The 24,941-nt window shown below is 64.1% G+C and carries 21 protein-coding genes; 8 read left to right on the forward strand and 13 right to left on the reverse strand.

Features of this window, described 5'->3' with window-relative positions; translation table 11 throughout:
* Positions 1 to 79: 79 nt before the first annotated feature.
* The 4 genes from QF015_RS08280 to QF015_RS08295 all read right to left on the reverse strand — a co-directional run bounded on the left by QF015_RS08280 (position 80) and on the right by QF015_RS08295 (position 4,855).
* Entirely contained in the window at positions 80 to 1,543 is a 1,464-nt protein-coding gene (locus QF015_RS08280) for an amino acid permease (RefSeq protein WP_310206731.1), read from the reverse strand.
* Between the two features lie 225 nt (positions 1,544 to 1,768).
* The gene (locus tag QF015_RS08285) at positions 1,769 to 2,704 is read right to left on the reverse strand and encodes an NAD(P)/FAD-dependent oxidoreductase (protein ID WP_429388316.1); all 936 of its coding nucleotides are present in this window, start codon (positions 2,702 to 2,704) and stop codon (positions 1,769 to 1,771) included.
* Positions 2,704 to 3,051 (reverse strand): molybdopterin oxidoreductase, encoded by a 348-nt coding sequence (locus QF015_RS08290; protein WP_310206736.1) that lies wholly within the window; start codon positions 3,049 to 3,051, stop codon positions 2,704 to 2,706. Before QF015_RS08290 ends, QF015_RS08285 begins: the two co-directional genes overlap by 1 nt.
* Before the next feature lie 139 nt (positions 3,052 to 3,190).
* Positions 3,191 to 4,855 carry an ABC-F family ATP-binding cassette domain-containing protein gene (locus tag QF015_RS08295; RefSeq protein ID WP_429388319.1) on the reverse strand — a complete coding sequence of 555 codons (1,665 nt, stop codon included), beginning with the start codon at positions 4,853 to 4,855 and terminating at the stop codon, positions 3,191 to 3,193.
* Positions 4,856 to 5,097: 242 nt separating this feature from the next.
* Between QF015_RS08295 and QF015_RS08300 the strand changes: the two genes are divergently transcribed.
* The 6 genes from QF015_RS08300 (at position 5,098) to QF015_RS08325 (ending at position 10,737) form a co-directional block, all read left to right on the forward strand.
* Positions 5,098 to 6,348 (forward strand): Nramp family divalent metal transporter, encoded by a 1,251-nt coding sequence (locus QF015_RS08300; protein ID WP_310206742.1) that lies wholly within the window; start codon positions 5,098 to 5,100, stop codon positions 6,346 to 6,348.
* Between the two features lie 90 nt (positions 6,349 to 6,438).
* Entirely contained in the window at positions 6,439 to 7,167 is a 729-nt protein-coding gene (locus QF015_RS08305) for a CPBP family intramembrane glutamic endopeptidase (RefSeq protein WP_429388322.1), read from the forward strand.
* Between the two features lie 59 nt (positions 7,168 to 7,226).
* On the forward strand, positions 7,227 to 7,664 hold the full coding sequence (locus QF015_RS08310) for a VOC family protein (RefSeq protein WP_310206749.1): 438 nt from the start codon (positions 7,227 to 7,229) through the stop codon (positions 7,662 to 7,664).
* Positions 7,665 to 7,685: 21 nt separating this feature from the next.
* Positions 7,686 to 8,648 (forward strand): 1,4-dihydroxy-2-naphthoyl-CoA synthase, encoded by a 963-nt coding sequence (locus tag QF015_RS08315; RefSeq protein WP_310206752.1) that lies wholly within the window; start codon positions 7,686 to 7,688, stop codon positions 8,646 to 8,648.
* Between the two features lie 7 nt (positions 8,649 to 8,655).
* Positions 8,656 to 9,795 (forward strand): AMP-binding protein, encoded by a 1,140-nt coding sequence (locus tag QF015_RS08320; protein WP_429388327.1) that lies wholly within the window; start codon positions 8,656 to 8,658, stop codon positions 9,793 to 9,795.
* Positions 9,796 to 9,855: 60 nt separating this feature from the next.
* Entirely contained in the window at positions 9,856 to 10,737 is an 882-nt protein-coding gene (locus QF015_RS08325) for a 1,4-dihydroxy-2-naphthoate polyprenyltransferase (protein WP_310206758.1), read from the forward strand.
* Between the two features lie 3 nt (positions 10,738 to 10,740).
* Here the strand turns inward: QF015_RS08325 and QF015_RS08330 are convergent, their stop codons facing one another.
* Positions 10,741 to 11,052: a DUF4229 domain-containing protein gene (locus QF015_RS08330; protein ID WP_310206761.1), complete on the reverse strand. Its 312-nt coding sequence runs from the start codon at positions 11,050 to 11,052 to the stop codon at positions 10,741 to 10,743.
* Between the two features lie 85 nt (positions 11,053 to 11,137).
* Here QF015_RS08330 and QF015_RS08335 point away from each other — a divergent pair, with 85 nt between their 5' ends.
* Positions 11,138 to 11,578 (forward strand): PLD nuclease N-terminal domain-containing protein, encoded by a 441-nt coding sequence (locus QF015_RS08335; protein WP_429388331.1) that lies wholly within the window; start codon positions 11,138 to 11,140, stop codon positions 11,576 to 11,578.
* Between the two features lie 6 nt (positions 11,579 to 11,584).
* Positions 11,585 to 12,187 carry a hypothetical protein gene (locus QF015_RS08340; protein WP_310206767.1) on the forward strand — a complete coding sequence of 201 codons (603 nt, stop codon included), beginning with the start codon at positions 11,585 to 11,587 and terminating at the stop codon, positions 12,185 to 12,187.
* Here QF015_RS08340 and QF015_RS08345 read toward each other — a convergent pair.
* From QF015_RS08345 to QF015_RS08380, 8 genes are all read right to left on the reverse strand, one after another.
* Complete coding sequence (locus QF015_RS08345) at positions 12,168 to 13,643, reverse strand: dynamin family protein (RefSeq protein WP_429388333.1); 1,476 nt, start codon at positions 13,641 to 13,643, stop codon at positions 12,168 to 12,170. The two genes, QF015_RS08340 and QF015_RS08345, sit on opposite strands and share 20 nt — an antisense overlap.
* Positions 13,640 to 15,538 (reverse strand): dynamin family protein, encoded by a 1,899-nt coding sequence (locus QF015_RS08350; RefSeq protein ID WP_310206772.1) that lies wholly within the window; start codon positions 15,536 to 15,538, stop codon positions 13,640 to 13,642. The genes QF015_RS08345 and QF015_RS08350 overlap by 4 nt, the downstream gene beginning before the upstream one ends.
* Before the next feature lie 129 nt (positions 15,539 to 15,667).
* On the reverse strand, positions 15,668 to 16,936 hold the full coding sequence (locus QF015_RS08355) for an IniB N-terminal domain-containing protein (RefSeq protein WP_429388336.1): 1,269 nt from the start codon (positions 16,934 to 16,936) through the stop codon (positions 15,668 to 15,670).
* Positions 16,937 to 17,111: 175 nt separating this feature from the next.
* Positions 17,112 to 19,214, reverse strand: a complete 2,103-nt coding sequence (locus QF015_RS08360; RefSeq protein WP_429388338.1) for a LuxR C-terminal-related transcriptional regulator — start codon at positions 19,212 to 19,214, stop codon at positions 17,112 to 17,114.
* Between the two features lie 3 nt (positions 19,215 to 19,217).
* A complete protein-coding gene (locus tag QF015_RS08365; RefSeq protein WP_310206780.1) occupies positions 19,218 to 21,242 on the reverse strand; it encodes an Hsp70 family protein in 2,025 nt (674 codons plus the stop codon).
* 173 nt (positions 21,243 to 21,415) lie between these two features.
* Positions 21,416 to 22,483 carry a c-type cytochrome biogenesis protein CcsB gene (gene ccsB / locus QF015_RS08370; protein WP_310206783.1) on the reverse strand — a complete coding sequence of 356 codons (1,068 nt, stop codon included), beginning with the start codon at positions 22,481 to 22,483 and terminating at the stop codon, positions 21,416 to 21,418.
* A complete protein-coding gene (resB, locus tag QF015_RS08375) occupies positions 22,483 to 24,186 on the reverse strand; it encodes a cytochrome c biogenesis protein ResB (protein ID WP_310206785.1) in 1,704 nt (567 codons plus the stop codon). Before resB ends, ccsB begins: the two co-directional genes overlap by 1 nt.
* Positions 24,186 to 24,941 carry a cytochrome c biogenesis CcdA family protein gene (locus QF015_RS08380; RefSeq protein ID WP_310206788.1) on the reverse strand — a complete coding sequence of 252 codons (756 nt, stop codon included), beginning with the start codon at positions 24,939 to 24,941 and terminating at the stop codon, positions 24,186 to 24,188. Before QF015_RS08380 ends, resB begins: the two co-directional genes overlap by 1 nt.

Raw genomic sequence — 24,941 nt, forward strand, 5'->3', positions numbered from 1 at the left:
CCCCACAACGCCAGGTGCGCAACGCGAAACGGCGCGTGCCCCCGGAAAGGAGGCACGCGCCGTCGTGTGTTTGAAGCGTCTAGCTGAACAGCTCGCTCTTGGGCTCGTTGTTCTTGACCTTCTGCCATCCGAGCCACAGGATCAGGGCGAAGAACGGGATAGTGGCAAGGGTCCACAGGCCCAGCAGGAAGACCTCGCCGGTTTCTTTGTCCGTCATGGAATCGAAACCGATAAGCACGGTAATGGCCAGCAGAGCCACCAGGCCCAACCAGCTGGTCCACGGGGAACCGGGCATCGGCAGGGACGAGACGTTGCCGCGCTTCTTCCGCAGGGCAATCTGGCTCGCGAAGATGGAACCCCACGTGAAGATCACGCCGATGGACGCGGTGTTCAACGCGAGGTCGAACGCGTGTGACCCACCCAGCCAGATGTTGAGCAGGATGCCCACGAGGTACACGCCGCCAATGGCGAGGATGGCCGCGTACGGCACATGCCGGGTGGACATCTTGGTGAGCCACTGCGGAGCGTGGCCGTTGTTGGCCATGGTGCGGAAAATGCGGCCGATCGAGTACAGACCGGAGTTGCAGGAGGACAGCGCGGCGGTGATGACGATCATGTTCATGACGTCGCCCATCCAGCCAAGGCCCATCTGGCCGAACACGGTAACGAACGGCGACGTGCCGGCAACGTACTGGTCGGACGGCAGCAGCATCGCGAGCAGCGTCACCGAACCGACGTAGAAGACCACAATACGGATCACGACGGCGCGGATCGCCTTGGGAACTTCACGTTCCGGGTTCTCCATCTCACCAGCGGTAATACCGACGAGCTCGATGGCGTTGTAAGCGAAGATCACGGCGTTGAGGACCAGGATCATCACCAGGCCGCCCTTGGGGAACATGCCGCCGTCTTCGTGGAAGAGGTTGGCCACGGAGGCGTTGCCATCGCCCACCTTGGCGTTGGTGACAACCATGAACGTGCCAACCGCCAGGAAGATCACGATCGCCGCGACCTTGAGGCAGGATGCCCAGAACTCGAACTCGCCGAACGCCTTGACGCTGAACAGGTTCACGGCAACCAGCAGCACCAATGCTGCGATCGCGGACAGTTCAATGGGCACGTTGGGGAAGAAGAACTGGAAGTACAGGCCGATCGCGATCAGCTCGGCAATGCCTGTCATGGCCCAGTTGATGAAGTACATCCAACCGGAGAGGAAGGCGCCCTTCTTGCCGAACATCTCGCCGGCGTAGCTCACGAACGAGCCGGAGGTCTGGCGGTACATGATGAGTTCGCCGAGGGCGCGCATCAACAGGTATGCGATGACGCCGGCAATGGCGTAGGAGAAGATCAGGGCCGGGCCGGTGGAGGCCAGACGGCCACCGGCGCCCATGAACAGGCCGACGCCGATAGCGCCACCCATGGCGATCATGGTGACGTGGCGGCGGCTCAGGGTCTTCTGATATCCCTCGGCGCTGAGGTTGGAGTCCGAGGCTGCAGATGAGGCCTTGGAGCTCTGGAGATCTGTGGGAGTACTTTGCGGCACAGCTGTTCCTTGTGGGTTGGGGTGTTGCTGTAGGTGTTACGCCAGTGCCGGAACACGGGCGGCTTTGGCACACAAAATTCGAGCTTTTTCTCTTTGGAGGTCCCGAAGTGTGACAAAGAACGCAGAACGCCGAAGCTTCGCGCAACCCGTCTATCTTACGGGATTAACCCGAATGCCCGTGACGCAGGCAACAAGGACCAGAGAACTCGGGGTGGTTTGCGCCGCTTATTTGCCGCCGGCAGGGGCCAGCAATGACCCCGCGGTGTTGAGGGGAAGGGTTCTGGTTCCCAGGTACATGGAGCTACGATCCACACCTGTGACATGGTCGGCCAAGACGGCTGCCTGCTCCCACAGGGGCGGCACCGTCCCGTACACCTCGCCGCGGTGCTGGACGCACTCCCCGACCCCGTAAATCTCCTCTTCATCCATCACCCTCAAGTGGTCGTCCACCACGATGCCGCGCTCCACTGCCAAGCCACTCACGACGGCGACATCCACGTTGGGCCTGATGCCTGCGGTGACCACCACCATGTCGCAGTCCAGGTTGGGTTGATCGCGGAAGCCCAACCCGGCGATGCGGTCTGATCCCAGGATCGCGGTGGCCCGGCTTCCGGCATGTACCTCGACTTCCAGGCCCTGTGCTTCCAGGCCGTGAGCCGCCTCGGGACCAAACGGGCCACCTCCGATCACTGCCGCGCGGTGATGGTCCTTTTGCCGGGCGAGCTGGACCATCCTGCGCGCATCGTCCAAAGTGCGGAAGGTGAAGACTCCGTGCCGGATGGTTCCGCTGGGCGTATGGAGCCCGTCCATGGGTGGCAGGAACGAGTGGCTGCCCGTGGCGATGATCAGAAGGTCGTACTCCACCACGCGGCCGTTGGAAGCGAAGACGTGGCGGCTGAACTTATCCACCCGTTCCACCCGGCGGCCCGTATGGAGTGCGATGTCATGCTGCCGGTACCACTGCAGGGGGTTGATGACCAGATCCGTCTCACTGTCCTCCCCGGTCAGGACGCGGCCCAACCGGGTCCGGTTGTAATTCCCGTAGGGCTCATCGCCGAACATGGTGATCTGAAACATGTCCGCCCCACCCCGGGCAAGGATCTCCTCGACGGCCCGCGCCCCGGCCATTCCGTTGCCGATCACCACCAGCCGCTGCTTCATCAGTGCTCCACCATGCCGAGATCCACCACGACAGTTCCCCGCACCCCGATCGGCGCAACGATGAACAGCTCAATCACCGATCCACCCTCGGTGTCCTCCACCACCCTGAGCGGAATGTGGACATCGCCCTTGGCTCCGATCGGGAAATACCGCATGGGGATACGGTCCCGCATCAGCACCACCGTGATCAGTTCCGGGCTTGAGTTGCCTCCGCGGAAGTAGAGGGTCTGGTTGATCACGCCGTCGGGTACGAAGTGGGAGAGCTCGGCATGGATGGGAACCGGTTTATCCAGTCCCGCACCGTCAAAGTGGTAGATGCCCTGCAGGAAGAGATTCTGGATGATCACGGGACAAGTCCTTTCGGCCGGTTCCCTTCCCATGGTGCTCTGCCCTTGTTTCAGGACACTCGATGCGGTGTTTCCGCGTTGAGGCGACGGAGTAACGATCGCTGTGCGAACAGCTCACCACGGTCCTGACGCGTCGGGACTACAACAACCCCCCGCCCTGCATCCCGTAGCGGACCCACGAACCGGCACCCGCGCCCGCGGCACAGTGATCGAACCATTCCCCCAGGGCGCGATCGTGGCTGACGATCACCAGCGTTCCGGCAAATGATGCCAGCGCGCCCTCAAGTTGTTCCACGAGCACAGGCGCCAGGTGGTTGGTGGGTTCGTCCACGATCATGGTCTGGTAGCCACCCAGGAGGAGCCGCGCGAGAGCGAGCCGGCGTTGCTGCCCGGCAGACAGGCCGCCGACAGGGACGTGGAATTCAGCCGGCCTGAACAGGCCCAGGCGAAGCAAGCCCTCTGCGTGTTCGTCGATGTTTCCACCAAGTCCGGCGGCAAACGCAGGAAGCAACCGTAGTCCAGGCCGTGCAGGCACGTCGAGTTCCTGCTGCAAGTAGCCCACGCTGCCGTGGACGGTCACCGACCCCGCAGCTGGCTCAAGGTTTCCCGTCAGGACGGAGAGCAGCGTCGATTTGCCGGCACCGTTGGGCCCGGTGATCAGCACCTTTTGGCCGGTTTCCACCCTCAGGTCGGTTGGCTGGAGCCGTCCCGTGACACTGACGCCATGGGCTTCCAAGGCGGTCGCGGCAGCCTCCACCGCCTGAGTCCCCACGGCCTCGGCCCGTAACGGCGCCGCGAGTTTCAGCGGGACGGGCGGCTTGTCGATGGGATTCTCTTCGAGCCTACGGAGCCGCTCCTGGGCGTTGCGGACCTTGCTGGTGGCCGCGCTCTGCCAGGTTCCGGCCTTGAATCCGAACGCCATCTTGTCATTGTCGCGCTTGCGCCCGTAGCCCATGCGGTCGGCGATCGTGGCGGCTTGCAGCCGTTCGGCCGCCATGGCGTCCAGCCAGTTGTCGTATTGCTGGATCCAACGCGCGCGTTCGGCAGCTTTCTCGCGAAGGTAGCCCTCGTAACCATTTCCGTAGCGGTTGACGGACCGCCGGTCAGCGTCCACTTCGATAATGGTGGTGGCAACTTTCCGCAGCAGGACACGGTCGTGCCAGACCACCACCACGGTGCCGCGATGCGCCGCCAAGCGGGACTCAAGCCAGGCTGTGCCGTTCGCGTCAAGATGGTTGGTGGGCTCATCCAGGAGCAACGCTTCGGCAGGATCGGCCAGTAGGCAGGCGAGCGCCACCCGCTCCTGCTCGCCGCCGGACAAGGATCCAAGGGCCCGACGGCGGTCCAAGCCTCCCAGCCCCAGTTTGTCCAGCGCTGCTTCCACCCGGGATTCGGCAGCGTAGCCCTCGCGGAGTTGATATTCCGTTTGCAGGCTGCCGTACAGCTCGAGATCCTCGGTATCGGCGTCCGCCAGTCCTGACTCGAGCTCCAGGATGCGGGCTTCAAGGGATCGCAGCGAGGCCAACGACGAATCGATGGCCTCACCTACAGTCAAGGATTCGGAGAAGCCGTGGGTCTGCGCGAGGTAACCCACGCGATAGCCGGGGTTGCCGGAGAGGCCGGCTGCGCCGTCGTCGGGTGTTTCCACCCCGGACAGCAGCCGCAGCAGCGTCGATTTACCGGCGCCGTTTTCGCCAACGATTGCCACGTGCTCGCCGTGGTGGATGACGAGGTCGACGTTATTGAGAAGTTCGCGGTCCCCATAGCCGTGGGTAACGCCGGAAAGGTGAAGGTGGTCAGTCAAGAGGAATCCTCGCAAGTCCGCAGTGGGTGGCAAAAGCCGTGTGGGTACTGGGGATGCAGCCGCAGAAGGGGCTGCGCTCAAGACTTCATGGCTCCAGCCTGACGGCGACCAGCGGATGGGTCAAGTTCCCTGTCGGGAAATCAAGACGTCACACACGAACCGGATTGCCTAAATAAAACTTTTCGGTATGCCTAAATTTCGGTATCCTCATATCTAGTACCCCCCAACGACGAGGAACCCTGATGGCTACACCCACCCTGGAAACACGTGCCGGATCCGGCAGAGTATGGTCACGGCTGCTGCTGCTGGGGCCGGCCTTCGTTGCAGCGATCGCCTACGTGGACCCGGGAAACGTGGCCGCGAACCTCACTGCAGGGGCCAACTACGGCTACTTGCTGGTCTGGGTGCTGGTAGTGGCCAATGCCATGGCGGTCCTGGTCCAGTACCAGTCGGCCAAACTCGGGCTCGCCACCGGAATGAGCCTCCCGGAGATCCTTGGCAAACGGCTGGGCACCAAGCGGCGGCGGCTGTACTGGGTGCAGGCCGAAGTTGTTGCCGGAGCTACGGACATGGCAGAGGTCATTGGTGGAGCCGTTGCCTTGAATCTGCTGTTCGGGCTTCCCCTCCTGGCCGGCGGCGTCATAGTGGGCATCGCGTCCATGTTGCTGCTGACGCTCCAATCCCGGCAGGGACAAAGATCGTTCGAATACGCCATCCTGGTGCTGCTGGGCGTGATTGCGGTGGGCTTTGTCTCAGGACTGTTCGTCAATCCACCGGATGCAGCCAGTGCCCTGGGAGGGTTGGTTCCGCGCTTTGAAGGCACTGACACCATCCTGCTGGCAGCAAGCATGCTCGGAGCCACAGTGATGCCCCACGCCATCTACCTGCACTCCGCCCTGGCTCGCGACAGGCACGGTTTCTCTCCGGACCCCATGGTCCGGTCCCGGCTGATACGCGCTACCCGCGTGGACGTTGTGGGCGCCCTCCTCTTGGCAGGCGTGGTCAACATCTCCATGCTCCTTCTTGCTGCGTCAAGCCTTCGTGGCATTGAAGGAACCGACACCATCGCAGGCGCACACGCAGCAGTAACCTCCGCCCTTGGCCCGGCCATTGGAGTGATTTTCGCCATCGGCCTGCTGGCATCGGGACTGGCATCCACTTCCGTGGGTTGCTATGCAGGCGCCACCATCATGGGCGGCCTGCTCAAAATCCGGATCCCCCTGCTGACACGTCGGGTCATCACCCTGATCCCCGCCCTCATAGTCCTGGGCGCAGGCATCGAGCCGACACTGGCCCTGGTACTCAGCCAGGTCCTGCTCAGCTTCGGCATCCCGTTCGCCTTGATTCCGCTGATCCGATTGACGGGGAAAAAGGACGTGATGGGCGTCCACACCGACTCCATGCCACTGCGCATCGCCGGCTGGACCAGTGCCGTGCTGATCGTGGGCCTGAACTGCGTCCTCATCACTTTGACCCTGACGGGCCAGTCATAGCACGGCCGGTCCTGACACCGGCCTTTCCTGACAGCAACCGGGCCCGACCGGCCGTTCCTGCCCCCCGCCCGGCGAAGCTAGGCTGGTCACATGGGCACTCTTTCCACCAGGACACCTCTCTACAGATTCACTGCCCTCGACGCCATCGCCGTGGCCGTCTACCTCGGCTTCACTGCGTACTTCACCTTCGCGGGAGAAGCCGTGGAACGGCTGATGCTGCAACTCTTTGCAGAACCAGCCACCGCGTCGTATGCCGTCAACGCGATCTTCTATGCCGGTGTCGGAATATTCGCGGTGGCCTCAGCCTGGCGGGTAGTTGGCCGCGACCTCAAGATCCTGGGCACGCGGCCGTGGTTCACCCTAGGCATGATCCCCCTGGCCATCGTGGTGATGCTCATTCTCACCGCCCTCCTGGTGGCGGCCTTCGGGACCGCCCAAAGCTCGGAGAACCAGCTCGGCATCCAGGGGCTCCTGCAACAGGTGCCGGCGTGGCTCATGGTGCCTCTGCTCGTTCTCCTGGGACCCTACGTCGAAGAGTACCTGTTCCGGCATCTGCTGATCGGCAAGTTGTCGCAGTACCTGAACATCTGGGTCTGCTGCGTGATCTCCGTGGTGGTCTTCGCCTCCATCCACGTGGTGGGCCGTGAAGGCCTGGTGTTGTCGGCCCTGGCACCGTATCTGGGCATGGCTGTAGTGCTCGTGGCGGTCTACGTGTGGACGGGGAAGAACCTGATGTTCTCCTACTTTGTCCACGCTGCCAAGAACCTCATGGCTGTGGTCCTCATCTACGCCATCCCGCCGGAACTCCTCCCCAACTAGGACCGAAAGTGTCCGCAGAGCGCTACCCGCCACCCGCCGTCGGGAATAGCGTGGAGGGCATGACGCTGAACATCCAGATCGCAGTCGACTGCAAGAATCCGCATGAGCTCGCCGACTGGTGGGCCGAGACCCTCGAGTGGACGGTGGAACCACAGGACGAAACGTTCATCCGGTCCATGATCGAGCAGGGGTTCGCCACCGAAGACCAGACCATCACGCACAACGGCAAGCTGGTGTGGGCCGAAGGCTGCGCAATCGTCCCTGCCGGGGACACGGACCCCGCGACCGGCCGGCGCATCCTGTTCCAGACCGATCCCCACGACAAGACCGTCAAGAACCGCGTGCACTGGGACGTCCGCTTGAACGGGCGGGACAAGGATGACGTGCGGAAACAGCTGGAGGCGCGGGGAGCCAAGCACCTCTGGACAGCCAGCCAGGGGCCCCACGAATGGCACACCATGGCAGACCCGGAGGGCAACGAGTTCTGCATCAGCTAAGGCCATTACTAGACTCGGAGTGTGAACAACCAACTCCCTGCCAAGGTTTCCGACGTCTTTGACCCCTCACGCTGGCGCACCGTTTCCGGCTTTGATGACTTCAAGGACATGACCTACCACCGGCAGGTAGAGCGTTCGGCGGACGGCACCGTCAAGGACCTCCCCACAGTCCGCATCGCGTTCAACCGCCCCGAAGTCCGCAATGCGTTCCGCCCGGGCACGGTGGACGAGCTCTACCGTGCCATGGACCATGCCCGCATGACCCCGGACGTTGCCACCGTCCTGCTCACCGGCAACGGCCCTTCGGAAAAGGATGGCGGCCACTCGTTCTGCTCAGGCGGGGACCAACGGATCCGTGGACGCGACGGCTACCGTTACCAGACAGAAGGCGCTGCAGGCGATACCGCTGAATTCATCGACCCCGCCCGTGCCGGGCGTCTTCACATCCTGGAAGTGCAGCGGCTCATGCGGACCATGCCCAAGGTGGTCATCGCCGTCGTCAATGGCTGGGCGGCCGGAGGCGGGCACTCCCTGCACGTGGTCAGCGACCTCACCATCGCCTCACGCGAGCACGGCAAGTTCAAGCAGACAGACGCCACGGTGGGAAGTTTCGACGCCGGATACGGCTCTGCGCTGCTGGCCCGCCAGATCGGGCAGAAAGCTGCGCGGGAGATCTTCTTCCTGGCACGCGAATATTCCGCCGACGACATGGTCCGGATGGGCGCAGTCAACGAGGCCGTGGAGCACGCGCGCTTGGAGGAAGTCGCGCTGGAGTACGCCGCGGATATCGCCCGCCAGTCGCCCCAGGCCATCCGCATGCTCAAATTCGCCTTCAACCTCGCCGACGACGGACTCGCCGGGCAGCAGGTGTTCGCCGGGGAAGCCACCCGCCTCGCGTACATGACGGACGAGGCCGTGGAGGGCAAGGAAGCTTTCCTCCAAAAACGCGATCCCGACTGGTCCAACTTCCCCTACTACTTCTAGGACCTCCGTGAACATCGATCCTGTACTCAAAGCCTTGATGGCTGCCCTCCATGGCGAGGGCCCCGCCGTCGAAATCGTGCTGGACGAAACCGGTGAGCCGCAGGCGGTCCCGGTGGAGACCGGCGTCGAGGACGCGGCCGTGGTGGTCCGGACTTCGGGTTCGACAGGGACGCCGAAGGCAACCGTCCTGACGGTCGACGCCCTCGCGGCATCGTCTGTGTCCACCGCCATGGCGTTGCGCGGCGAAGGCCAGTGGCTGCTGGCCCTCCCGCTGCAGTATGTGGCCGGCGTGCAGGTGCTGGTCCGTTCGCTCTATGCAGGGACCCGTCCGTGGGTGATGGACCAGTCGAACGGCTTCACGCCCGAGGCCTTCACCGCCGCCGCCGAAGAACTTACGGACAAGATCCGCTTCACATCCTTGGTGCCTACGCAGCTGCAGCGGCTCCTGGACTCCCCTGCGCCGGAAACGCTCGCCGTGCTGCGCCGCTTCAACGCCATCCTGCTGGGCGGCGCCCCGGCTTCGGCCGATCTCCTGGCGGCCGCCCACGCCGAAGGGCTCAAGGTTGTCACCACCTACGGCTCAGCCGAAACGTGCGGCGGGTGCGTGTACGACGGCGAGCCACTGGACGGCGTCGAGGTCCGCATCGGTCAGGGTGAACTGGAAGGCCGTGTCCTGCTGGGTGGCGACACCGTGGCGGCGGGCTATTTGGACGCCGCGCGCGCCACCCATGCTGCGTTCTTCGAGGAAGACGGCGTCCGCTGGTACGTCACCGGGGACCTCGGCGAGTTGACTGACGATGGCAAGCTCTCCGTACTCGGCCGCGCCGACGACGTCATCATCACCGGCGGCGTCAAAGCTTCCGCCGCGTACATCCAAAGCAAACTGGAAGAACTCGACGGCGTCACCGCGGCTTTCGTCGCCGGCGTCCCGTCCCGGGAATGGGGCCAAGCCGTTGCGGCGTACGTTGCTGTGACCGACCCCAGCCCCGAAGGCATCAAGGGATTCGCGGGCCGGCGCGAGGCAGCGTTGGGAGTCCTGGCGCCCAAGACAGTGTTTGCCGACACGGAACTGCTCATGCTGCCCAACGGAAAACCCGACCGTCTGGCCATGATTGAACGGCTTTCCGAACTGCATCAGGGACAATAGACACGTTCTTCCCTCCCGACACTGACTAAGATCAACCGCGAAATACACGAGGTACTACACGTGGCGACAGCTGCACAATGGATTCAAGGAGCCCGGCTCCGCACACTGCCCGCGGCCATCGCGCCCGTCCTGATCGGTTCGGCAGCGGCGTACGAACTCCACGCGTTCCGGCTGCCGAACGCGATCCTGGCGGCGTTGGTGGCACTCCTGCTCCAGATCGGCGTGAACTACGCCAACGATTACTCTGACGGCATTCGCGGCACCGATGAAGACCGCGTAGGCCCCTTGCGCCTGGTTGGTTCAGGCGCGGCGAAGCCGGAACAGGTGAAGTGGGCAGCTTTTGCCTTGTTCGGAGCGGCAATGCTCTGTGGCCTGATCCTGGTGATCATCACCCAGACGTGGTGGCTGATCCTGGTGGGCATCGGCTGTGTTTTGGCAGCATGGGGCTACACCGGCGGCAAGAATCCCTATGGCTACATGGGCCTGGGCGACATCTTCGTGTTCGTGTTCTTCGGGCTCGTGGCCACGCTCGGCACCACCTATACCCAGGCGGGCCAGGTCAGCTTGGCCGCGGTGATCGGCGCTATTGGTACGGGCCTGATCGCCTGCGCCCTGCTGATGGCCAACAATGTCAGGGACATCCCCACGGATACTGCCGCCGGCAAGCGGACGCTGGCGGTGCGGCTGGGAGACCGGCACGCGCGTGAAAGCTATGTGCTGATGCTGGCCGTCGCCATCCTGCTGGTCATCGTGTTGGCACCCACCAAGCCGTGGATGCTGATTGTCCTGTTGCTCATCCCCGCCTGCTTGATGCCGGCGTGGCTGATGGTCAACGGGAAGAAGCGGAAAAGCCTCATCCCCGTGCTCAAGCAGACCGGCCTGATCAATCTGGGGTACAGCCTGCTGTTCTCGCTGGGCCTGATCCTGAGCCGCGGCTTCTAGACGTTAGACGGAACCCGGGCGTTTGTCGTTATTGACGGCGATGTCCGGGTTCTTCTCCACCAGTCCGTCCTCTGCGGCAGCGTCCTCAAGCTCGCCGGCGGTACGGATGGGCTTGGCCCGCCCGGAGAAACGTTCGCGCATGGCGGCAGTGGCGGCGTCGCGCTGTTTCTGGAAAAACAGGTAGCTGATGGCAAAAGCCATCAGCCCTGCGAAGATGGCCGCCGGCAGCAGGCCCACCTGCAAAAGAGCGAAGATGATGAACAACGGCACGAACAGCGCCAGGCGAATGAGGGAATACTTCAGGAAAGCCACCATCCAAGTTTAGCCGCCATGGTTGCACTCTGATCACGGGCCTGAATCCGAGGTCCGGTGAAGGGCTTCCGGCGACTAGACTTGGTGCATGCTCCGGGTTGTAGGCGTCGTCGTCGTCCTTGTCATTTTCGTCTATGCCCTGGTGGATGTCATCCGCACGGACCGGCACCAAACGCGCGGCATCTCCAAAACGGCCTGGATCATCGTCATGATCGTCCTGCCGCTGTTGGGCGCCATCCTTTGGTTCATCTTCGGAAGGCCTTACGGCAAACCCTCAGCGAAGCCGGTCCGCCGTATGCCCACCGCACCGGACGACGACCCCGAGTTCCTTCGGAACCTGGAAACCCGCCGCCGCAACCAAGCCGAAGATGATCGCCTGAAGAAGCTTAAGGCCGATCTTGAAGCCAAAGACCGCGAGCTCGGCGACAAGCCCTCCGACGGTACCGGTGAACCCAAAAACAACGGCTTCAAACCCGGCGATGCCAAGCGGAGCGAGCCTGATCCCCATGACACCGACGAGCTGAAGTAGGCAAACATGGCCCAGCAAGCTGATGGTTCACGGCAGTTACCTTCCACCACACCAGCAGCGAGCGGGCCGTCTACACCTCCCGCGCCACCACCGCGGCCGGGCATCTCCCTCTCCGTACCCCCGCCCATCACTGCGGCTGTCAGGCCGCCGGGTGCCGCACGCCTCTCCCGGGCCCTGTGGATTGCCAGTTTCGTGGCCGGAGCAGCCGTCGCAGTTTCCGGCTTCCTCGACCGTGACTCCCACTTTGAACGCCTGAAAGGCGTCATTGGAGGCATGGTGACCGCGGGTGACACCCAGGCAGTGGAGGGGGCTACAGCCGTCGTCTTCCTCGGAAGCCTCGCCATGATCGCACTTATTGTGGCCATGGAAGCGGTCCTGCTGGCGGTGCTGTTCAGACGCCGCGTCTGGCCGCGGTGGGCCCTGGCCCCGTTGGTCCTCCTGCACGCGGTGGTCACGGTGATCACCGCCGATTTCGTGGTGGCACCCGGAGCCGGTGGCGCTCTGGCTACTGCGTTGTTGGCAGCCCAGTTCATTCTTGCCGCTGCAGGCCTGATCCTGCTGTTTTTCCCAACAACCACTCAGTGGTTACTCAGTGAGCGGCGGGCATAGACGCCAGCATCCCTTCGCAGCTGCGCAGGACAACCCGGCATGCGTCCAGTGCCGTCGGCTCCGTCAGGGGGTTTTCCGCGAGCAGCCGCCAACGGTTCAAACAGTTCCGGGCAGCTTCGGTGATCTGCCCTGTATCCGCGTCGGGCTCCAAGCCAAGCCTCAAGGCTGCCGTACTGCCACGTCCGCCCACCAACCGCTCGGCTTCGGCTTCGTGGTGTCCGTCCAATCCGGTACCGCTGGTACGCAGGACTGCCAGGAGCCGGAGCTCCCGGAATTCGTGGGCGCCGGTGTGAAGTTTTTCCATGGCCGCTTCCAGCGACGCCGTCCGCTCCTTGGGTATGCCCCGCAGTAACGACTCCAGGCCCACGACGGCGGCCCGCGCCTTCAGTGCGTCGGCGCGGGTTTGGAAGAGGTAGCCGATGGTGTCGATCAAGGTCCCCAGCCCGCTGCGGCGTGCAAGCTCATGGGCCAACTCCGTGGGATCAGTGGTCCCGCCCCGGACCAGGGCCACACCCAAGCGGATCCCGAACAGGCCAAACCTTTGCACCAAGGACGCCTTGGCGGCCGGGTCGAGTTCCCCGGGTCCCTCCAGCCGGATGAACCGGTCTGCGGAGAGCATCATCCGTTCCCGCTGGTTCCTGTCCATCTGCGCCAACAGCGTCAAGGCGTCACAGTCCGCCTGCCGCATGGTCCGTGCGCTTTGCGCGAGGAGCCCGGCCACCGGGACGACGCCCAGAGCCAGGGGTTTGAGGTTTTGGTCCCGGCTGTACTTGTCGGCGATAACTGCCGCGGAGATCAGCGAATCGATTCTCCCGGCCCCGATTTCATCGGCCCGGGACAGTACTGCCAGGGCATTGACGGTGCCGGATTGGCCGGCGGCTGTGTCCTTGAAGGACTCCAGGAACCGGACGTCCGAGGCATGCAGGTGACGCATGAGGTAGATGACCGCATCCGCTGCCGTTGGAGCATCCTCGGGCAGCAGGAATGCTGTTGACCTTCCGGAGACGTCCTGCGACAACGAGGCAATGCCCGGGGTGTCGATCAACGTGAAGTCATGCAGGCTGGCCGAGGGCCAATCCACCACCAAGCGCTCCACATCGTCGGCCGGGGTATCACCCAGGGAGAAGACCAAGCGGCCGTCTTCACGGGTCACTGGAAGTGTCCGGGGCACTCCCCTGTAAGGGTAGAGCGTGATTTTGGGGGTGTGCCCATACCGGTACCACGTGACCACCCGGGTGCACTCCCCGGCGTCTGTCGGCGCTATTTCTTCGCCGATGATCGCGTTGAGCAGCGTCGATTTTCCGGCCTTGACCATACCGGCCACTGCTATGCGCAACGGTTCTTTCAACCTGGTCTCCAGGTCGTCCACCACCGCGAGCGCAGCTGCGTCGTCATGGAAGACTTCCCTTGCCTGCCGGAGCAGTTCCGCAGCTCCGGCGATACCCGATTCCTTCATCCTGCCGGAACCGCCGACGGCGCGGTGTTGGGTCGGTTTCCGGCAGGCGGGTCCTCCTGGAGTTGCTGTGCCGACGTGGCCAGCATGTCTACGGCTTTGAGTTCGTTCCGGATCTCCTTGATTCTCAGGTCCCGCTCAACGGCATAGGTTGCGGCCGCTTTTTGGGCGGCAGCCACGGATTCGGTCAGCGACCGGTGGTGCTCTTCGGCGATTTCCGTGAAATGGTCCCGGGTGGCGCGCTGGACCAGCCGCAGCCTGTCCTTGAGCTGCTTCCCCACTTGGAACACCACATCGTCCACATGCTTCCGGACCAGGATCTTGGCCTCTGATTGCCGTTGCTTGAGTCGGGCTGCCTTGTCCTCCCGGTAAGCTTTCCGTCCCAGCATGAGCCCCGCGCCAACAGAGAGGGGATTGATGAGGGCCATCCCGAAGATCCCAGTCAGGAGGCCAAACATCAGCACGCCGCCATAGGATCCGCGCATGCCGATCAGTACTTTTTGCAAGGGTCCCACCCGCCCGTCTTCCATGTGCTGGATGGCGGCGACGGGGTCCAGGACACCGCCGGTGTCAGCCACCTTCAGGGCAGGCAGGGCAACCTCGTCCTCGGAAAAATGTTCCGCTACCTGGGTGGCCAGCCATTGGGCCCGTTCGCTGGTCCACACGAACGTATCCGACACCGCCGCAGCCGTACTTTGTTCGAGCCATTGGGTGAACTGCTCCCACGCGGGTCCTGGATCGCCCTGGTCAATGGCCGTTTCCGCTTCACGTTGAATCCGGCGCAACCTGTCCTTCAGGTCGTACTCCATGTCCGCGATCAGGTCCCCGATTCCGTCGTTGAGGGTGATCTGCCACCGGGCCGAGCGTTTGCGCAGTGCGTCCGCGTCTTCCTTCGCCGCGGTCAGTCCCGCGATCATCTGCGGAGTACCTTCGGGATTCTCCAAGGCGCCAAGCTCGGACTGCAGGGCGAGCCTCAGGTTCTCCGCGACGGACAACAGATCGTGGCCCACGGACCGACGTTGGATTCGGGCAGCTTCTCCAACAATGTTGGTCCTCAGGTGGTGGATCAGCACGGGAAAGCCTGATTCGGTGTTCAGCTCCGTATCCTGCAGCCGTGCTGCCTGGAGGCGCAGCTCGGAGGAGACCGGAAACAGGGGAATGTCCGGGCCAACATCGGCCAGGTGTTTCTTATCGAGGTCGGCAATTTGGCGCCAACTTGGGTAGAGATCGGTCTTGGAGAGCACGCACACCACGTTCGGGCTGATGCGCATGGCCTGGCGCAGGAACCGCATCTCCGGTTCGGTGTACTCCTGGGAAGCATCGGAAACGAAAACCACAGCGTGCGCGGTGGGCAGGGCCGTCAAGGTGGTCAGCGTATGGGTTGAACCCAGCCCACCGACGCCGGGGGAATCCACCACCGTGAGCCCGTCTGCCAGCAGTTTCCTTGGCAGCGAAACCTCGGCCGCCACGATGTTCTTCGCATTGCCCGGGTTGCCCTTTTCCGAGACATAATCAGCGAGCTTGTCCAGTTGCACGGGCTGCCGTTCCAGGGTGCTTTCCTGGCGGCCTCCGTCACCGTCAGGCTGCGGCTGTGTGCCTTCCGTGGTGGTTCCGTCCACGGCGGGAACCAGGACAACGGCCGACGCCGGATCCCCCTGCCGCACGACGGTTGGCACTGTGGTGGCGATATCGTCATCCACCGGGCAGACGGGGGCATTCACCAAGGCGTTGATGAGTTGGCTTTTGCCTTGCTTGAACTCTCCAACGACGATTACCCGCACGCTGGGATCGTGCAGACGGCTGCGCGTGTTCTCCAACCGTCGCCGGAGATCGTTCCGGTCCCCCACCAGTGCCATCCCCTGCTCCACCAAGGTGGTCATGCGTCCTGTTTCCGCCACAGCCTGTCCTTTGCTCTGCCGGCCTCGTCCGTGGAGGCCACGAAGTGCCCGGCAGGACTAGCGGCCTGCCGGGCACTGCTGGGGTGTTCGCGCCGCAGCTTTCGCTACGCCGTGTGGATCTCTTGGGTGTCAGTCGATTTCCACATCGTTGTCCGCCACGACGATCGAGTCGTCGATGTCGTTGTACTCGACGTCCACGTCTTCGACGTCGATGTTGGTGGAGTTGTCGAACTCCAGTTCGTTGTCCGCCACCACCACGTTGTCTTCGATGTTGGTGTAGTCCACCTCGTTGTCGGCCACCACGATCGAATCGTTGATGACGTTGACGTCATCCACTTCGATGTTGGTGGAGTTGTCCGGCGAGTACTCCAGGTCCACTTCGTTGTCCTGGACCACCACGGAGTCATTGATGAGCTGAACGTCCTCAACATCTACGTCCACGTCGGTGGAGTTGTCATTGAACGAGTCGCTGACATTCACGGAGTTGTTCGAGTTGTCCGTATTGATGGAGTTGTCCTCGTTGAACGAATCCTCGATGTCCACATCAACATCGACGTCGGTGTTGTAGGAATCCTTGGTCACCGAGTGATCGGAGTTGTCGTTGAAGGAATCCTTGACCTCGATGTCCGTGTTGCCCACTTCGACATCCCCCGGGCCAGACTCTGTGATGTTCACCGAGTTGTCCGTCGAGTGGTCGTCCGTGTGGGTGGTGGTCGTTGTCGTGGTGGTGTTGCCGGAGTCATTCACGTCGTCGCCGGCCGCAATGGCGCCGTCGCCCGAGGCGACTACTGCGTCCTGGTTGAACAGCTGCGTGACATCTCCATCTGCCCAGATGTTCTGGTTCACCGACTGATCGGTGATCGTGTCGCGGTCGTCGATGGTGGTGGTGTACGAGTAGTTGTTCACCACATGGACCAGTTGCTGTACGGCGTGTGCGTGGTCGTCATGGTCACCGCCGCCACCCCAGCCACCGCCGCCACCACCGTGGTCGTCATCATGGTCATCATTGTCATCGTGGTCGCCGCCGCCCCAGCCACCGCCGCCACCACCGTGGTCGTCGTCGTGGTCATCGTGGTCGCCGCCACCCCAGCCACCGCCACCGCCGCCACCACCGTGGTCATCATCATGGTCATCGTCGTGTCCGCCCCACGTGGCGCCGCCACCGGTAGAGGCATGGTTGCCGCCGGTGTTGTACTCGCGGTCGAACGACGAACGGGCATTGATCGGTGCGTAGTCCAGGACCACCGGACGGACAGCATCGACGTCGGCCGAGGAAACGTCACGGAGGCCGGCTGCAGCGAGGGCAGCTTCGGGATCGCGGACAAAGTCTTCGGCGGCATCAGGATCGTTGAACAGGCTCATCAGGAACTGCACGAGCTGTTGTGCGAGTGTAGGCATTTGAATGCTCCCTCAAATTCTGTGGTGGGTGGTAATTGGCCCGGCGCCTTTGCCGGGCTCAACTTCAACCTATGGCCGGGGTGAGGGACCGGGCATCGGGGGTGGTCCCCCTACCCACCGACGCCTCGTTAGGGGATGGCGGGGTTCGCCGTTAGGGGGTGGAGGGGGTTCCCGCTCACGGAGGTGGGTACCCCTCCCCCAACGCCAGGCGCAGGCGGACCAGAAGCTCCGAGCGGCTGTCCGCCCCCAGGCGTCGGCGCATCCGTGCAACGTGGTGTTCGGCAGTCCGTGGCGAGATGTAGATCGCCTCGCCGATCTCCCGGTACGTCTTGCCTTCCAGGAGAAGCCGTCCTACTTCCCGTTCCCTCATGCTGAGCCCGGACGCATCCACGGAACCCGCCCTGGGGCCTTCCGGGGCCGGCATACCCGTCACGTCCTGGTGCGGCTCTTCCCCGCGCTCCGGGCCCGCCCCTGACGAAGCACCTTGGGGATGGATGTCCCTGGCACAAGCCAGGAGCCTCACCAGGTCGCGTCGTTCCTCCGCATGCGCTGCGGCGTGACCTGCCAAACGCGCGCCTTCCCACGGCATTCCGACGGCGGCCAGCCCACGGGCCGCCGTTTCGACGTCGGCCGCGTCAAACCGGCTGGCCAACACCGAAACCCAGGCTTTGCCACCTGCGGCGAGAACGGATGCCAGATGACTGTGTTGAGAGGCCCTGACCAACGCAGCGGCATGGGGGGCGAGCTCAGACGGACTTTCGCTCAGCAGTGCGGCCTGCACCGCCGCCCAGTGGAGGGGAACAGACCACAAGGGCGGGTTCCCCAACTTCCCCAACAACTCCCAGGCACCGTCCAAGTAGTGCGACACGCGGGGGGTTTCACGCAACCGTGCTGCTGAAATCATCAGTTCGCCCCACGGAAGGAGGCTGTAAAGATCCACCGATACGTGCATCATCGCTTCCCGGGCCCTGTCCCATGCCAAGACCAGTTCATGCACTTCACTGCCCCGCCGGGCAAGCCCCACCTCCAAGGCAGCCACCAGGAGCTCGTCCCGGGGCGCCAACGGCCAGGGGTTGGCTTTGGCTGCCTCGTTGATGGCCAACCGGGCTTCGTCAGCGTTGTCCTGCTGCATGGCAGACCATGCCTGCAGGAGGAACAGCCGCGGCCGCGCAGCATCACCGCCCTGCCCCGCCGTCAGGGCAGCCTTGAGTACGTTGTCCGCCACGGCAGGTTCCCCGCTGTGAAGGGCACATACTGCGGCCAGGGCGCCCGGGCTCTCCGGCAACGGAACCGCTGCGCCGGAAGCGTTCATCATGTCCGAGGCCCTGATGAGCTCCGGCAACGCCAGTTGGGGCGCGGGGCCCAGGGTTCGCCGCAGTCCTTCCTGGGTGAGCGTTAAGGCAACCGCCAGGAGGGTCGGCGACCCGGCCGGCGTTCCAGCTGCCAGGAGCTCCTCAACCCCTGCTGCATTGCCGGAGCCGATCATGGCCACCGCAGCCAGCGGTGCCGAACTGCCCAGCCTGTCCGGCCCCAGCCAGCTGTAGGTGTCCGCGCTCCGTGCCATCATTCCCCGCTGCGCCCACACCGCAGCCGCCACGTCCACACCCAAGCGAAGGTCAGGGGGCTCGGACAAGGCGAGCAGCCTGTCAACGATCCTTCCCGCTGCGTCCAGGTCCCCTGTGGCGGCCAACGCCTGGGCGCGCTTGGCGGCGTTGTCGAGTTCCCTGGTCCCGGCAAGAAGCGCTTCCGCATAGAGATCCCGCGCAAGGAGTGGGTCCGTTTCCAGGACGTTGTTGGCTGCTTCCTCCAGCTCTGTGGCGACCCGGGAATCCTGCAGACCACTCCTGGCGAGGTCCCGGGCCAGCTCTCCCAGCGCGCCGTTGTGCTCCAGGATTTTGTCCACGAGTTCCCGCTGCAGGGCACGGAGCCGGGAGATCGGAGTGCCTTTCAGCAAGGCATGCCGTGCCGTCCCCACCACGGAGCCATCGGCCAGCAGAAGTCCGGCATCCTTGGCGGCATCGATGATCGATTCGAGCCCGTCATGGTCCGCCAAACCTCCCGGCAGGGGTGCTGGCAGCGTGAACCCAACAGAGAGGGCCAGCAGCAACTCGCGGACCATCGCTGATTCCCCGGAAAGCCCGGGGATGTGGGGCGGGTCGGCCCCGGCAATGCCTGCCCTGCCTGCACTGTCCAAGGAACTGTTCAAGGAACTGTTCAATGGCGGGTTCTCGTTTGACCCGGGTGGAACATTCCAGGGCTTATGGTCCTGTCCCGTCATGGGCTAGACCGCCGAAAGCAGCGCTGGATCCGGAACCGGTGCGGTCTCCGTCGGAAGGGGTGCGGGATCAGTTGTGGCCGGCGGAGTGACGGGGTCCTGCGTTGGTTCCGGTGCCGGCGGAGGCGGAGGCGGGTCCTGGGTGATCGTTGGCTCAGGTTGGGGCACCGTTGGCTCTGGTGACGGCGGTGGGGGCGGCGGGGTGACCGGATCCGCCGGCGTGGTGGGCGGAGTGGTGGGTTCGGCGACGGGTGGTGGCGTCGTGGGGTTTGTTGTCGGCGGGGTGGGACCACTGGCCGCGCCACCCGTGGGATCGGGATCAGGCGTGGTGGCCGGCGGCGGAGTGGTTCCAGGGGCAGCGGGCGTTCCCGTTCCCGGCGTGGCAGGAGTGGCTGTGCTGCCCGTCCCCCCGGTCGCGGTGCCTGGCGTGGAGCCCGTAACTTGTCCCGCAGCAGAGCCTGCGGCCGTCCCCGCCCCCGTGCCGGCATTGCCCGTTCCGGACCGGGCCGGGCTCTTCCCCGCCCCGTTCCCCGGTACGTTTCCCGCCCTGGTGACTCCGGTCCTCGCACTGGCCTCAAGCCCCACAGCAGGGTTGCCCGAAGCCGGAGTCTCTGCCGCTTTGCCGGCACCAGCGCCACCGGCCTGGGCCCCGGAAGCTTGAGCGCCGCCGTCGCGCATGACATCAGCGGCCTGGTTGCCAAACATGGTGGCCAGCAGTCCGTTGCCGTCGGGGCTCTGCGCCGCCGTCGCGGTGGCGATGGTCAAGACGGTGGCAGCGACGGCGGCCGCTGCCGCCATCCGGGCACGGGGCCGCGGGGCGTGCCGGCCGGTCTTTGCGGACGCTGTCTTGAGGGCGCCGAGGGCAGGCGCCCGGCTGGCGACATGCGGCCGGGTCGCCACTGAACGTTCAGCGCTGCCAACAGCAGCCGAAGCCGCATCCGCGTTGCCCTCGCCCGCTTGCGCCCAGGCGGCCACGGCCGCGCCAAGGCAGATGGAGGACTTGGGATCGGCGTCGACGGCGATGGGCCGGCCCAGTTCCACCGAAATCATCCCGGCCACCAGTGGAATGCGCGATGATCCGCCGATGAGCAGCACGGTACTCAAATCCTGAGGGTCAACGTTGATGCTCCGCAGGCTTCGTTGCAGCGCCTCCACGGTTTCCCGGAGGGGCTCTTCGATCATCGCTTCGAATTCGGCCCGGACAAGCCGAACGGACTGCTGCGTCCCCGGCAGTGACACGGCCACGCTGGATTCGCTGTCCATGGACAGCGCTTCCTTGGCTTCCCGGCACTCCCGCCTCAAGCGTGACAGAGCTGCCAGGGTCTCCGGCGCCGTAGGATCCATTTCCGCCGCAGTGCTCACATGACCCATCACGTGACGCAAAACGGCGGCGTCGAAATCGGCGCCGCCAAGGGTTTCGATACCGTCAGGACGGCCCAGCAGTTCAAAGTTTCCGGCTCCGGCCTTGCGGAGAATGGCGGTGTCAAAGGTCCCGCCGCCGAGGTCGTACACCGCTATGGTGCTGCCATCCTCAACCCTCGTCTGGGAGGCGTAGTGCAGGGCCGCCGCTTCCGGCTCGCTGATCAGGGTGATGTCCTGAAGGCCCGCCACGTTGAGCGCCGCCAACACCAGTGACGTACGGTGTTGGCCCCAGGCGGCGGGATGCGTCATGATGATCGACGACGGTGCCGTTCCCTCACGCTCCCGGGCCTTGTCCACCACCCAGCGGGCCATGGTGGCGTACACGTCCTCCGCGGCCAGCCACTTCTCGCCGACAGCAAGGGGAACGGAATCGCCAATGCGGCGTTTGAATTCCCGCACCATTCGCTGGGGGTCGTCCAGGCCGCGGCGCTCGGCCGCTTCACCTACCAAAACACGGCCATCGTCAGCGTAGAACAGCACGGAGGGCACAGCACTGCCGTGCACTCCCAGGGGGAGGATTTCTGGAGCTGGGGCGGGGCCTTGGCCGGGCTTAACCAGGGCAGCGGCGGTAAAACTTGTCCCGACGTCAATGGCGAGAACATAGCTCATGGGTACCTCAAAAGAACACGGCGCGTCGCTGGCGGGCTGCATCACAAGCGGGTCCTCAACAAGTTAGCACCTGCTTTGGACGGGTAAAAGGCTTACTTGCTACACCGATTTGTTATTTCAAGGGCCTGAGCCGGGGACGCACTGTAACGCTCCTGCTCAGGCCCGTTTGAGGCTTAGAGGCCGGAATATGAATGCAGGCCGTTGAATACCGTGTTCACGAGTGTGAAGTTGATGATGACGCAGGCGTAGCCAACAATCGACAACCACGCAGCACGGGTGCCGGTCCAACCACGGGTCGCGCGGGCATGCAGGTAGCCCGCGTAGACCACCCAGATCACGAAAGTCCAGACTTCCTTGGGGTCCCAGCCCCAGAACCGGCCCCACGCCTTTTCGGCCCAGATGGCACCGAACATGAGGGTAAACGTCCAGCCGATGAAGGCGATGGCGTTGATCCGGTAGGAAAGGTTTTCCAAGCTCAGGGCGTTGGGGACCAGGCGCATGAAGCCCAGTTTGTCCGGGCGGCCCGCGGCCAGGTTCTTCTGGCGGTGGGACTGGACCAACTGCAGCGCGGACATCGCGAAGGTCAGGGTAAACAGTGCCGAGGAAAGCACCGCGATGGAAACGTGGATGATCAGCCAGTAGCTTTGCAGCGCCGGGACCAGGTGCCCCACGGGGGTCCAGAAAGCAGCCGAGGCCGCCACCAGCATGATGATGGCAAGGCCGATCACGAACGTGCCCAGGAACCGCAGGTCGCGGCGGATGAGGACCACCAGGAACACGGCAACGGCAACAAAGGCGCCAGTGGTCAGGAACTCGTACATGTTGCCCCACGGCACACGGCCTGCACCGAACGCACGGGTCACAACGCCCGCACCGTGAATCAGGACACCCAGGACCGTCAGCGCCACGGCCACACGGGCAGGCGCACGGCGTTCGCCCGCGTACTTCATGTCGCCGGCGGCGGTGCCGCCCTCAACGGTGAGGCCCGACGTCGGACGCTCGACACGGCCGGCCGGCCCACCGGCGTCGGGGCCGCCCAAACCTGCCGCGACGCGGCCTGCAGCAACGGTCACCTTGTGGTCGGCGCTGCTGGCCGCAGCCTTCAGGTCCACGGCACGGAGCGTCTTGCTGCTCTTGGCGAGGTCCCAGGCAAAGGCGATGAACGCCACGGTGTACGTGCCGGCGGCCAACAGCATGAACAGCTCGCTGTACTGGCCCAGGGTTTCGTTGATGACGGGCATTACTGGTCCTTCGAGGTTGAGGAAGATCCTGCTGTAGTTGTTGCTGTGTCCTGCGTCTGTGGGATGTTCCACTCCCGGGCAAAGAGCTCGCGGAGGGCCGCTGCTTCGCCGGCGAGGCGGTGGTCTTCACCGCGGGCCAGGAGGCCGTACTCCACCATGGTGCGGCCATCTGCGTGGGTTCCGGTCCGTACCCAGACGCGGCGGCGGTTGATGTAGAGCGACATGACCAGTCCTGCGACTGCGAGGAAACCGAAGATCAGCGCGTACAGCTGGCCGGGGTTGTGGTGAATGTCCACGCCAATGTACTTCTTGACGCCGTCGAACGTGATGCTGCCTTTGCCTTCGGGGAGGTTGACGGTGGCTCCCGGGGTCAAGGTGATGCCCCCTGCCGCAAGGTCGCGGCCGTTGAGCTGCTTGAGGTCCTTGACGTCCAGTTCGAACACGTTCTGGGGCACGCCCTTGTCCAGGCCGAGGTCACCGTAGAACGAGTTCAGGCTCAGCTGCGGGTTGATGAGCTCGGGTGCGCCGCTGAAGGAGATTCCGTCCTCGGTCACGAATGCCGTCGGAAGGAAGAAGCCCACAAAGCCAAGTTGTTCCGGCTTGGCATCCGGGACCTTGATGACCACCGAGGAGTAGTAGTTGTCTCCTTGGACTTTGGCCGTGACGGGACCTTGGAACGCAACGTTCCCGTCGCCGTCGCGGACCGTCACCATGGGTGCGTAGCCGTTGCCGGTGAGATAAAGGCTGGTACCGCCCAGCGATACGGGGTCGTTGACCTTCAGGGTTTCCTTCTTGGCCGGCGAATCCGGGTTTTCCTTGGTGGTGACCTCAGCTGTGTAATCGATCGGCTGGCCTGCCTTGCCCGGGGATTCGCGGTCGAACTTGGCCTCGAACTTGTCCAGTTGCATGGAATAGGGCTGGAGCGAGCTGCTTTGGAAGTTGGTACCGGGCGTGAATTGGTCGTAGCCCACCAGGGTGTTGACGAATGTGTCACCCTCCACCAGGATCCGCTGGCCGCTGTATCCGTACAGGCCACCAATGGCGACGGACACCAGCACCCCGATCAACGAGGTGTGGAACACCAGGTTGCCCACTTCCTTCAGGAAGCCGCGCTCGGCACCCAAGGACGGCAGGTCGCCGTCGACGTCCCTGACCTCCACGCGGTAGCCGCGCTTCTTGAGCAGTCCGGCGGCATCGTTGATGGCCTTCGACGCCGGGATCCCGGCGTCGACGGGCAGTGCCAGCGTCCCGTACTCCGGCAGCCGCGAAAGGCGCTTGGGGGTGCGCGGCGGCTGCGACTTCATGGCCTTGTAGTGGGCGATGGCGCGCGGAGTGACGCAACCGATCAGCGAGATGAACAGCAGGATATAGATGGCCGAGAACCAGGCCGAGGAGTAAACATCGTAGAGCTGCAACGCATCGAGAAGCTCCCCGTAGGAAGGGTTGTCCTTGATGTACTGCGTCACCACCGACGGGTTCGCGGGCCGCTGCGGGAACAGGGAACCCGGCACGGCACCAACGGCCAACAGGAGCAGCAGGAACAGGGCCGTGCGCATGCTGGTCAGCTGGGTCCAGGCCCACCGGAGCATGCCTTTGACGCCGAGGGCGGGAAGCGCTGCCTCGGACTTGGCCTGCTCGAGTTTTCCTTCCGCTGCGCTTTCAGCGGCTGGTGACTTCTTCTTGGCTTTCACGGACTCGCTCATCAGATTGGCAACTTCACATCGTTTTGGAACCAGTACTGCAACTCGGTCACCCATGTTCCCCACACACCGGTGGCCATGAGGATGCCGAGCAAAATCAGGATGCCTCCGCCGATCCGCTGGATGGCCAGACGGTGCTTGCGGAAGAAGGTCATGACGCCCATGCCCCGGCGGACGGCCAGCGCAATCAGGAGGAACGGAATACCCAGTCCCAGGCTATAGACGAACGCCAGGAGAGCTCCCTTGGCTGCCGACGAACCACCGGACAGGCTCAGCAACTGTACCGCGGAGTACGTCGGTCCGATGCAGGGCGCCCAGCCCAAGCCAAACGTCAGACCCAACAGCGGCGCGCCCCAGAGGCCCGCCGGCGGTTTGGCGTGGATTTTCGCGTCGCGCTGCAACCAACCGAAGCCACCCATGAAGACCACGCCCATGACGATCACCAGGATTCCCAGGAGTTGGGTGATCCAAGCGTTCTGCGGACCGGTCAGGAGGGTCCCAAGCTGGCCGAAAGCGCCGCCCAGGAGGACGAAAATCACGGAGAAGCCCAGGACGAACAAGCCGATGCCGGCCAGCATGCGGCCACGCCGCTGCTTTTGAAGGTCGACGCCGGTCAGCCCAGTGACGTAGCCAAGGTAACCGGGGACCAGTGGCAGCACGCACGGGGAAAGGAAAGAGACCAGCCCGGCGAGCAAAGCGACCGGCACGGCCAGCAGCAGCGATCCGTTGAGGATCGTCTCGGCGAAGGGACTGTTCAT

The sequence above is a fragment of the Paenarthrobacter sp. TE4293 genome, assembly GCF_050435325.1.
Classification (GTDB): domain Bacteria; phylum Actinomycetota; class Actinomycetes; order Actinomycetales; family Micrococcaceae; genus Arthrobacter; species Arthrobacter nitroguajacolicus_C.